Annotated in this window: 12 protein-coding genes; 5 read left to right on the top strand and 7 right to left on the bottom strand. The window is 62.3% G+C overall.

The features are described from left to right. Both TP2_RS09215 and TP2_RS09210 read left to right on the top strand, forming a co-directional pair. Positions 1 to 155, top strand: a 155-nt coding sequence (locus TP2_RS09215; protein ID WP_038076483.1) for a P-II family nitrogen regulator, incomplete at its 5' end; no start/stop codon positions are given. 25 nt (positions 156 to 180) lie between these two features. Further along, positions 181 to 1512 (top strand): ammonium transporter, encoded by a 1332-nt coding sequence (locus TP2_RS09210; RefSeq protein WP_038076481.1) that lies wholly within the window; start codon positions 181 to 183, stop codon positions 1510 to 1512. A gap of 59 nt (positions 1513 to 1571) precedes the next feature. Here the strand turns inward: TP2_RS09210 and TP2_RS09205 are convergent, their stop codons facing one another. The 6 genes from TP2_RS09205 to smpB form a co-directional block, all read right to left on the bottom strand. Then, complete coding sequence (locus TP2_RS09205) at positions 1572 to 3152, bottom strand: DHA2 family efflux MFS transporter permease subunit (protein WP_051692414.1); 1581 nt, start codon at positions 3150 to 3152, stop codon at positions 1572 to 1574. Between the two features lie 3 nt (positions 3153 to 3155). Then, positions 3156 to 4295 (bottom strand): HlyD family secretion protein, encoded by a 1140-nt coding sequence (locus tag TP2_RS09200; RefSeq protein ID WP_051692412.1) that lies wholly within the window; start codon positions 4293 to 4295, stop codon positions 3156 to 3158. Continuing rightward, a complete protein-coding gene (locus tag TP2_RS09195) occupies positions 4288 to 4743 on the bottom strand; it encodes a MarR family winged helix-turn-helix transcriptional regulator (RefSeq protein WP_038076478.1) in 456 nt (151 codons plus the stop codon). The genes TP2_RS09200 and TP2_RS09195 overlap by 8 nt, the downstream gene beginning before the upstream one ends. Positions 4744 to 4890: 147 nt before the next feature. After that, complete coding sequence (locus TP2_RS09190) at positions 4891 to 6072, bottom strand: amino acid aminotransferase (RefSeq protein WP_038076486.1); 1182 nt, start codon at positions 6070 to 6072, stop codon at positions 4891 to 4893. Beyond that, positions 6072 to 6923: a 3-mercaptopyruvate sulfurtransferase gene (gene sseA, locus TP2_RS09185; protein WP_038076484.1), complete on the bottom strand. Its 852-nt coding sequence runs from the start codon at positions 6921 to 6923 to the stop codon at positions 6072 to 6074. The genes TP2_RS09190 and sseA overlap by 1 nt, the downstream gene beginning before the upstream one ends. Positions 6924 to 7012: 89 nt before the next feature. Then, a complete protein-coding gene (smpB, locus tag TP2_RS09180; RefSeq protein WP_038076475.1) occupies positions 7013 to 7486 on the bottom strand; it encodes an SsrA-binding protein SmpB in 474 nt (157 codons plus the stop codon). Between the two features lie 109 nt (positions 7487 to 7595). Here smpB and TP2_RS09175 point away from each other — a divergent pair, with 109 nt between their 5' ends. Further along, a complete protein-coding gene (locus TP2_RS09175; protein ID WP_038076473.1) occupies positions 7596 to 8057 on the top strand; it encodes a potassium channel family protein in 462 nt (153 codons plus the stop codon). 18 nt (positions 8058 to 8075) lie between these two features. Here the strand turns inward: TP2_RS09175 and TP2_RS09170 are convergent, their stop codons facing one another. After that, positions 8076 to 8528 (bottom strand): DUF302 domain-containing protein, encoded by a 453-nt coding sequence (locus TP2_RS09170; protein ID WP_038076470.1) that lies wholly within the window; start codon positions 8526 to 8528, stop codon positions 8076 to 8078. A gap of 172 nt (positions 8529 to 8700) precedes the next feature. On the opposite strand from TP2_RS09170, the gene msrP reads away from it, so the two are divergent. Next, complete coding sequence (gene msrP, locus TP2_RS09165; protein WP_038076466.1) at positions 8701 to 9630, top strand: protein-methionine-sulfoxide reductase catalytic subunit MsrP; 930 nt, start codon at positions 8701 to 8703, stop codon at positions 9628 to 9630. After that, on the top strand, positions 9630 to 10235 hold the full coding sequence (msrQ, locus tag TP2_RS09160; protein ID WP_038076463.1) for a protein-methionine-sulfoxide reductase heme-binding subunit MsrQ: 606 nt from the start codon (positions 9630 to 9632) through the stop codon (positions 10233 to 10235). Before msrP ends, msrQ begins: the two co-directional genes overlap by 1 nt. Positions 10236 to 10596 lie beyond the last annotated feature (361 nt).

Genomic DNA, 10596 nt, shown 5'->3' with positions numbered 1-10596 from the left:
AGATCGTCGTGGCCGACGGGCTCGTCGACGAGGTGATCGCGACGATCACCAAGGCCGCCAAGACTGACAAGATCGGCGACGGCAAGATCTTCGTGCTCGATGTCGCCCAGGCCGTGCGTGTGCGGACTGGCGAAACCAATGATGACGCGCTCTGAGACGCGACAGGGGAAAGAGAGACAGATGAACAAATTCACCAAACTCGCAGGGCTCGCCGCAATGCTCGCCCTCGCCGGGGTTCCGGCCCTCGCACAGGATGCGGCTGCGCCCGCCGAGGTCATCGACAAGGGCGATGTCGCCTGGATGATGACCTCCTCGCTGCTCGTGCTGTTCATGATCATTCCGGGCCTTGCGCTGTTCTATGGTGGCCTCGTGCGCACCAAGAACATGCTTTCGGTTCTGATGCAGACGACGATCATCGCCTCGGTCGTGATGATCGTCTGGGTGCTCTGGGGGTATTCCTTCGCCTTTGGCGGCGGCACCTCGCCGTTCTGGGGCGGCCTCGGCAAGCTCTTCCTCGCGGGCGTCACGATGGATTCGACCGCGGCGACCTTCACCGATGGGGTCGTGCTGCCTGAATATGTCTTCATTGCCTTCCAGATGACTTTCGCCGCGATCACCCCGGCGCTCATCGTCGGCGCTTTCGCCGAGCGGGCGAAGTTCTCGGGCATCGTGCTCTTCGTGATTCTCTGGGTTACCTTCATCTACTTCCCGATCGCGCATATGGTCTGGGACGGTGCAGGGCTGATCTTTAACTGGGGCGCGATTGACTTCGCCGGCGGCACAGTGGTGCACATCAATGCCGGTATCGCGGGCCTGATGTGGGCGCTCGTGCTCGGGCCGCGCATTGGCTTCGGCAAGGAGAACATGGCACCGCACTCGATGACCCTGACCATGGCGGGCGCCGCGATGCTCTGGGTGGGCTGGTTCGGCTTCAACGCTGGCTCGAACCTCGAGGCGACCTCGAACGCGACGCTGGCGATGCTCAACACCTTCGTCGCGACCGCCGCGGCCGTTGTTTCCTGGTCGGTCGTCGAAGGTCTGGCGCGTGGCAAGGCCTCGGGCCTCGGCGCGGCCTCGGGTATGGTGGCCGGCCTCGTCGCGATCACCCCGGCCTGCGGCACCTCGGGGCCGGTCGGTTCGATCGTGCTCGGCCTGATCGTCTCGCCGATCTGCTTCTTCTTCGTCACCACGATCAAGTCGAAGTTCAAATATGACGACAGCCTCGACGCGTTCGGCGTGCATGGCGTGGGCGGCATCGTCGGCGCGATCGCGACCGGCATCCTCTGCGCCCCTGCGCTCGGCGGCACCGGCTTCGTGGCCGAGGGTGGCACCATGGCAGCCCAGCTTGCCGCACAGATCAAGGCCGTGCTCGTCACGCTGGTCTGGTCGGGTATCGGCACGGTCGTGCTGATCTACATCACCAAGGCGGTCACCGGCATCCGCGTCACCGCCGACGAAGAGCGTCAGGGCCTCGACCTCACCTCGCATGGCGAGACCGCTTATCACAGCTGAGCGTCACGCCTCCTTTGAACTGAAAAGGCCCGGGATATCCCCGGGCCTTTTCTTATGCGTCATTCGCTGACCGGAGCACCTTGCGGTGCGCGTCCCGATCCTCCCTGATAGTCGGGCTTGCGCAGGAAGAAGACGAGCGGAATCGCCGCCAGCGTGATCCACATCATGAAGCGGAAATCGTCGAGATAGGAGATCATCGCCGCCTGCTCGCTCGCGAGCGAATTGAGCACGTAATAGCCCGCCTCCGTGCCGTATTTCGACAGCGCGGAAGAGCCGCTCATCAGCCCTTGCAGATTCTGCGGATTGATCGCCGAGACGATTTCGGAATGGTTCACGGCAATGTTGTGGGTCAGCAGTGCCGTGACGATCGAGATCCCGATCGACGAGCCGATATTGCGCAGCAGGGAAAACAGGGCCGTGCCGTCGCCGCGATATTCCGGATCGAGCGTGGCGAAGGTCAGCGTCGAGATCGGAACGAAGACCGAGCCCAGCCCGAATCCCTGGATCACCCCGGAAATGATGATCCATTTCGGTCCCATCACCGGCGAGAAGGTCGACATCATGTGCAGCGAATAGGCGGTCAGCGACAGGCCGATCACGACGAGGATGCGCAGGTCAACGAATTTCACCAGCCGCCCTATCAGCAGCATCATGATCATGGCCCCGACCCCGCGTGGCGACATCACAAGCCCCGTCGTCAGCGTCGGATAGCCGAAGATCCCCGAGAGCATCGGCGGCAGCAGAGCCAGCGAGGCGAGCAAGATGATCCCCACCACGAAGATGAACAGCAGCCCCATCGAGAGGTTGCGGTCGAGGAACATGCGCGGATCAAGGAAGGGCTTCTTCGCACCGAGAATCCAGATGAGAAAGACCCAGAACCCCGAGACCGCGAGCGCCAGCTCGATCCAGATCTCACGCGAGGAGAACCAGTCGAGATCCGACCCTCGGTCAAGCATCATCTGAAGCGCGCCGATCCCGATCGCGAGCGCCGCGAATCCGAAGAAGTCGAAGCCGATCTTGCGCTTCGGGGTCTCGGGCAGGAAGAAGGCCGAGCCTGCGATGGCGATCATGCCGAGCGGCACGTTGATGTAGAATACCCAGCGCCAGTTGATCACCTCGGTGAGATAGCCGCCCAGCGTCGGGCCGATGATCGGGCCGAGCATGATGCCCGCGCCGAACATCGCCATTGCCTGCCCGTGCTTCTCGCGTGGATTGATGTCGAGCATGAAGTTCTGTGCCAGCGGCACGATGGCTGCGCCGAACACACCCTGCAGGAGGCGGAAGATCACCATCACGTCGAGCGACCATGCGATCCCGCAGAGCATAGAGAAAACCACGAAGCCTACGACCGAGACCATGAAAATCTCGCGCCGGCCGAAGCGGTTCGCCAGCCAGCCCGAAAGCGGCGTCACGATCGCGGCGGCCACGATATAGGAGGTCAGCACCCAGTTGATCGTGTCGCGCGAGGCGCCCAGATCGGCGCGCATGTCGGGCAGGGCCACATTCGCGATCGTCGTGTCGAGCACCTGCATGATCACGGCCAGCATCAGCGAGGCCATGATAAGGCCCCGATGCTTCACGTTATGCGGGTCGATCCCCTTGGGCTTGTCGCCCGGGGCTGTCTGAGCGGCCTCGGCCATAGCTTACTGCCCCTGGCTTGCGGGCGCGGCCTGCGCGGTGGCCGTGTCAGCTTGGTTGAGCAGCTGTTTGTAATGCGGCTGGGCGGCGGTATCGACCGTCACCTTGGCCGAAAGACCGGCGCGCAGTCCGTCCAGCACCGAGCCATCCGCCAGACGCAGCCGAACCGGGACACGTTGGGTGACCTTGACCCAGTTGCCGGTCGCGTTCTGCGCCGGAAGGATCGAGAACTCCGCCCCCGTGCCTGCACCGACGGCCTCGACCGTCGCGTGATACTCACGGTCGGGGAAGGCGTCGAATTCGACGGTCGCGGGCTGGCCCGCAGCCATGTGGGTCAGGTCGGTTTCCTTGAAATTCGCGATCACCCAGACATCGGACGTATCGACGAGGGTAAAGAGGCTCGAGCCCGCACCAACCATCTCGCCGGGTTTGAACGACGATGCCTGATAGATGACGCCATCGGCCGGGGCCGAGATCTCAGTCAGAGAGAGATTGTATTTCGCATCATTGACCGCCGCGATCGCGGCTTTCACGGTGGGGTGGTCATCGACCTGAATTTCCGGGTCGCCATCCAGCGCGACTTTCGCGGCAGCCACTTTCTGTTGGGCCGCGGCCAGCGTGTCCTGGGCGGCCTGCGTCGTGGTGCGCTGCGCATCAAGGGCGGTCTGGGTCGAGGCACCCGACGCGGTCAGCGATTCCTGACGGGCAAGCTGCTTTTCCTGATAGGCAGCATTGTCGGCGGCCTGTTTCTCATCGGCCAGCGCTGCCTTGTAGGAGGCGCGCAGCTGCTCGACCTGAAGACGGGCCGAGGCCAGCGCGGCTTCGGCCTTGGCAAGCGCAAGCTCATAGGGTTTCTTGTCGAGCTCGAAGAGCGGCGCGCCCTTCTTTACATGTTCGTTCTCGGAGACATAGACCTGCGTCACACGGCCCGAAATCTGCGAGGCGATCGGAATCCGCGCCATCTGGTAATTGGCGTTCTCGGTGCTCGCGGAACCGCCCGAGCTTAGCCAGTACCATGCGCCGCCCAGCACGATGAGGGCGGGCACGAGGAACAGGAGCCAGACTTTCAGCCCCTTGCGCGGTTTCTCATTTTTGGCGGAATTTTCGGCTGCCTCGGGGGCGGGCTTCTTGTTGGTGTCACTCATCTTGGGCCTCGGAAACTGATGAACTGCTCTCTTCGGAGAGGTTGTTGATGATGTGGCGCAGCGTGGCCATGACTTGCTCGACGGTTTCGTCGGTGAGGCCTGCCAGCGCCTTTTCGTAAATCTCGTCTGCGATCTCGCGCGCCTCTTCGAATGCGTTACGGGCTTTCGCGGAAGGGTGGATCAGCTTTACCCGGCGATCCTTCGGGTCGGGTTGGCGCAGTACCCAGTCGGCCTCTTCCATCCGGTCGACAAGACGCGAGACCGAAATCGGCTCGATCTCGAGCAACTCGGCAAGGCGTGCCTGCGGCAGTGGGCCCTCGCGCTTGAGATAGACGAGAAGCCGCCATTGCGCGGTGGTCAGGCCAAGTTCATTCGCCTTCGCTTCGAAGCGGCGGCGGATCAGACGCGTCGCGTCGTGCATGAGGAAGCCGAGGCTCTGATGGGGCATTGCGTGCTCCGCTGTGTCTTTAACGTGAGCCTATACATTATAAGCTTGCTTATAATTTCAAGTAAGAATCCGGAAAAAAGTTCCCAAAAGAAAAGGGCGGCCCCGAAAGGCCGCCAATTCCAAAGAGCTTTCGCTGTAGCCTGTGGTTCAGACGCCCGCGTCGATCAGCGCCTTCGCGAGCAGCGGAACCGAGTTCGCGTTGAGGCCAGCGATGTTGATGCGCGAATCGCCGACCATGTAGATGGCCGCGTCTGCCTTCATCTTGGCCACCTGCTCGGGGCTGGCGCCAAGACGCGAGAACATGCCGCGATGCTCGGCCACGAAATCGAAGCGATCCGAGTTCGACAGCTTGCGCAGCTCGTCGGCGAGCTGCTTGCGCAGGTCCAGCATACCGGTGCGAACTTCTTCCAGCTCGGCTTCCCATTCCGCGCGCAGGGCGGGGTCGGTGAGAACGCGGGTGACCAGCGCCTGCCCGTGATAGGGCGGGAAGGAATAGGTCTGGCGGTTGAGATAGGCGAGGTTGCCCTGCACCGTCTTCTTGGTCTCTTCCGAGCCGAGCACCATCAGACAGCCGGTGCGCTCGCGATAGATGCCGAAGTTCTTCGAGCACGACGCTGCGATCAGCACTTCCGGCAGCCGCGACGCGATCAAGCGAGTGCCCGCGGCATCTTCTTCCAGGCCGTCACCGAAGCCCTGATAGGCAAGGTCGATCATCGGCACGGCGCCGGTGCGCTCGAGCAGGTCCGCAACTGCGCCCCATTGCTCGATCGTCAGATTCGCGCCGGTCGGGTTGTGGCAGCAGCCGTGCAGCAGCACGATATCGCCCGCCTTCACCGCCTCGAGATCCGACATCATCGCGTCGAAATTCACCGCGCGGGTATCGGCATCGAAATAGGTGTAGGGCTTGTTCGCCTGACCCATGAAATTCAGGATCGACAGGTGGTTCGGCCAGGTCGGGTCCGACACCCAGATCGTGGTGTCGGGGTTGGCCATGCGGGCGAGCTCGAAGCCCATGCGGCAGGCGCCGGTGCCGCCCACGGTCGACAGGCATGCGAGGCGGTCGGCCGGGTAGCCCGCGCCCAGAACCATTTCGGCCATCGCGGCGTGGAACTCGGGCTGACCGGCGAGCCCGGCATAGGATTTCGTGGTCTCTTGATCCCAGACCTGCTTCTCGGCCTTGTGGATCGCCGACATGATCGGGGTCTTGCCGCTCGCGTCCTTGTAGACGCCGACGCCGAGATCGACCTTCTGGTCGCGCTCATCGGCCCGGTATTCCTCCATCAGCGCGAGGATCTTGTCCGGCGCTTGCGGCTTGAGATTGTTCAGCATCATGCTTCTCCGGTTGCGACCTTGAGGTCGTTATACATGCCCCATTCGGCCCAGGCCCCGTCATAGACGGCCCAGTCCGACTTGCCGACCAGCTCCAGCGCGAAGGCCAGAAGGGCGGCGTTGACGCCCGAGCCGCAGGTGGTGATCGCGGGTTTCGCGAGGTCCACGCCCGCGGCCTCGAAGATCTTGCGCAGCTCGTCGGGGGATTTCATCGTGCCCTCGGCCGTCAGCAGGGTCGACCATTCCACGTTCTTCGATCCGGGAATGTGGCCCTTGCGCAGGTTGGGGCGGGGTTCTTCGTCCTGGCCGATGAACCGGCCATGGGCGCGCGCGTCGATGATCTCGTAATCGCCGAGCTTGCTCGCATGGGCGACCTGCGTGACGTCCTTCACCAGACCCGGGTGGCGCTGCACCGTCATGTGACGGTCGCGCACCATCGGCGGCATGTCTTCGAGCGGACGGCCCTCGGCCTCCCATTTCGGCAGGCCACCGTCGAGCACGGCCACGTCGGTCTTGCCCATCAGGCGGAAGGTCCACCAGACGCGCGGGGCCGAGAACACCGAGTGCTGGTCGTAGATCACGACCTGATGGCCGTCGCCCACACCCATCGCCCGCATGCGCGAGATGAACTTCTCGACCGGCGGCGCCATATGCGGCAGTTCCGAACGGTTGTCGGCGATCTCGTCGATGTCGAAGAAGCGCGCGCCGGGGATGTGCTTGGCGTCATAGGTGGCTTTCGCATCCCGCCCCATCTGCGGCAGGAACCACGAGCCATCGAGGATACGCAGATCCGGATCCTTCAGATGGGCTGCAAGCCAGTCCGTCGATACGAGCTTTTTCGGGTCATCCATCGTCATGCGTCTCCCTTGCCGGTCGGAATTGCTTAGACTCAGGGGGGCGGCCGACGCAAGGGCAGGGCGGTCGAATCCGTCGAAAGGTCTCAGTAATTCTGCTTGAGAAGGCGCTGTTTCTGGCGGTTCCAGTCGCGCTTGGCCTCGGTCTCGCGTTTGTCGGCGAGCTTCTTGCCCTTGGCGATGCCGATCAGCAGCTTCGCGATGCCCTTCTCGTTGAAGTACATCTTCAGAGGTACGATCGTCATGCCTTCGCGCTGGGTGGCGTTCCACAGCCGCGACAGCTCTTTCTTCGAGACGAGCAGCTTGCGCTTGCGACGCTCCTCATGGCCCCAGTGACCGGCCTGCATATAAGGAGCGATATAGGCGTTGATCAGCCAAAGCTCGCCATCCTCCACCGAGGCGTAGCTCTCGGCGATATTGGTCTGACCCGAGCGCATCGACTTCACTTCCGAGCCCATCAGCACGATCCCCGCCTCGAGCGTGTCCTCGACGGCGTAGTGATAGCGTGCCTGCCGGTTCTCGGCGATCAGCTTGGAGTTGGGGTCAGATTTCTTGGCCATGGTCGCACCGAGATAGGGCAGGGCAGGGCCTGTGTCCAGTGCGTCACCGGAGCGCTTGACGGCGAGGGGGCGGCCCGCCTAGCAGAGAGTGTGCAAGAGGAGGCGCGCAATGCTCCATCAGATCGCTATCGGATCGCTGATGATGCTGATCACGGTATCCTTCGCCGCGACCACCGCCTGGGCGATGGAGGCGATGTTCGTGCGCGCGAGCCGCTGGCTGATGCGCGAGCCGCACGGGCCGAAGATGCTGTTGATCGTGATCGGCGCTGCGCTCTGGGCGCTGGCGATGGTGACGGCGAGCGTCTGGTCCTGGGCGATCTGCTTCCGGCTGCTCGATGTGTTCCATACGATGGAGGAGGCGGTCTATTTCGCCCTCGTCGTCTACACCACGCTGGGTTACGGCGACATCATCCTGGATCACAACTGGCGGATCCTCGGGGGGATGGCGGCGGCGAACGGGCTTCTCAATATCGGCTTTCTTACCGCGATGATGGTCGAGGCGCTGCGTCAGACCCGTAAGAGCCAGCTCGAGGCGCGCAGGATCAAGGCGCATTCCAACATACACCTGTGACCCTGCGCGAGGCCGGGCTTATTCGAGCATCAGCGCGTCCTTGACGATGCCGGTCAGCATATCCGTCACCGGATCCATCGTGCCCGAAGGATAGTCGCGGAAGCCCACGGTGATCTCGCCGGGCTTGTCCGGGGTCTCGTAGACGAAGATCGTGTAGGGACAATATTGCACATTGGTGATGTCGGCGGTCATCACTTCGCGCGACACCTTGGCCGAGCAGAAGGAAAAGATGTCCGCGCCGGTGAACAGCGTCTCGGTCGCGCCGACCGCGTCTTTCGTGCGCTCGAGCATCTCGCCGGTATGGCTTACATGGTCGACCACGAGCCCTGCGCCGACGATCGCGTTTTGCACCGCGAAGGTGACGTTGTCGAAGCTGTCCTCGGTGGTCCAGGTGTGTGCTTCCTGCGCCTGCGCGATCTGCGCACCCATGGCTATGCTCGCCGCGAGCGCGGCCCCGATGAGCTTTTTCATAAATCTCTCCCTTGTCTCTCAGTCGGGCGCGAATGGGTCGCCCGATGATCCGGGCTCGATACTGGCGCGTAATTTTTCCAATGCATAGGGGTAACAATGTCGCCCCGCCCGACGAAGAGGGATGCGAAACACGTGCCCCGGCCCCATATTGCGGGGGAGACAGGAGGATTTGATGCGCAAGACCCATTCCACCGACCCGAGCTGGTCTGATGTTACCCCGAAGGCCGATTTCCTGAACCGCCGGCAAATCATGGCAGGTGCGGGCGCGATGGCGCTGGGGTCGATCGCTGGTCCGGCGCTGGCGAGCATCGACGCGAAGCCCTCGGCCTATTCGACCGATGCCGCGCCGAACACGCTCAAGGAGATCACCTCCTACAATAACTTCTACGAGTTCGGCTGGGACAAGGGCGACCCTGTTCAATACGCGGGGCAGATGGTGACCGATCCGTGGTCGATCGAGATCGACGGGCTGGTCGACAAGCCCGGTACCTACCCGCTCGACGATATCCTCAAGCCGGTCACGCTCGAGCAGCGTATCTATCGCTTCCGCTGTGTGGAGGCCTGGTCGATGGTGATCCCCTGGATCGGGTTCGAGCTCTCGGCGCTTCTCGATCGAGTCGGCGTGCAGCCCTCGGCGAAATACGTGGCCTTCCAGACCCTCTACCGTCCCGAGCAGATGCCGGGTCAGCGTCAGGGCGGGATCGACTGGCCCTATGTCGAAGGGCTGCGCCTTGACGAAGCCATGAACCCGCTGACCATTTTGGCGACCGGTCTTTATGATGAAGAGATGCCGAACCAGAACGGCGCGCCGATCCGCCTGGTCGTGCCGTGGAAATACGGCTTCAAGTCGATCAAGAGCATCGTAAAGATCTCGCTCACCGAGAAAGAACCTCCCACCACCTGGAACCGCTTGCAGCCGCGCGAATACGGCTTCTATGCGAATGTGAACCCGGAGGTGGATCACCCGCGCTGGTCGCAGGCGACAGAGCGGCGTGTGGGGGCGGGGCTTTTTGCCGGACGCGAGCCGACGCTGATGTTCAATGGCTATGGAGAGGAAGTCGCCTCTCTTTATAGCGGCATGAATCTGGCGAAATTCTATTGATGAGCACGGCAAGCCTCTCTGCCCCGATCAACAGCGCGCTGCGGCGCGTGCCGAGCTGGGTCATCTATCTCGCGGGCCTCATCCCCCTCGCTTGGGTGATTTGGCTCACGTTGACGGGTGGGATCGGGGTGGATCCGGTCAAGGCGATCGAGCACCGACTCGGCAAGATCGCGTTGTGGTTCCTGATCGGTGGGCTCGCCATCACCCCGGCGCGGCGATTCCTCGGGCTCAACCTGATCCGCTATCGCCGCGCGATCGGTCTCCTGGCCTTCTTCTATATAGCGCTGCATCTGACCGCTTGGGCGGTGCTGGATATGGGGATGCTCTGGGGGCAGGCGGCAGCCGACCTGATCAAGCGCCCCTATCTCTTTCTCGGGATTTCCGGATTCGTGCTGCTGATCCCGCTGGCCCTGACCTCGAACAACGCCTCGATCCGTAAAATGGGGCGCAACTGGCGCCGCCTGCATTGGCTCGTCTACCCGGCGGTGGGCCTCGGCGTGATGCACTACCTTTGGCAGATGAAGGTGATTTCGATCGAAGGTTGGCTTTGGCTGGCGGTTTTTTCCCTCCTTATGGCCCTGCGATTCTGTCCGCGCAGCGCTTGACCCGGGGTGACCCGCTTCAGGAGATTTCGTTGAATCGGGTGATTTGCGAAAGATTCTTTCCCAAGGCCCTGTCGCGCATATTTCGCATCTGCAGAGACGAGATAAAAACGTAATAAAAACAATGATATGAAAGTTTTTGCGCGGAAATCCGAAAGTTTTTTGAAAAAGGCTCTTGCGGACTTCGGGCCTGATCCGTAAATACCCCCTCACCGAAGCGGAACACACCGCAACGGGGCGCCGGAAAGAGCCGCAAGGCACTGAAAAGCGAAAGAAAATTTAGGGATGCAGTTGGCTAGCGGCGCCACAAGATGGGGCGCAACTGGTTGATTTTTGTCTCTACGCTCTTTGACATTGATGGATA

The sequence above is a fragment of the Thioclava pacifica DSM 10166 genome (assembly GCF_000714535.1).
GTDB lineage: Bacteria > Pseudomonadota > Alphaproteobacteria > Rhodobacterales > Rhodobacteraceae > Thioclava > Thioclava pacifica.
The sequence above is the reverse complement of the archived record's forward strand: the minus strand, read 5'-3'. Positions and strand labels throughout refer to the sequence as shown.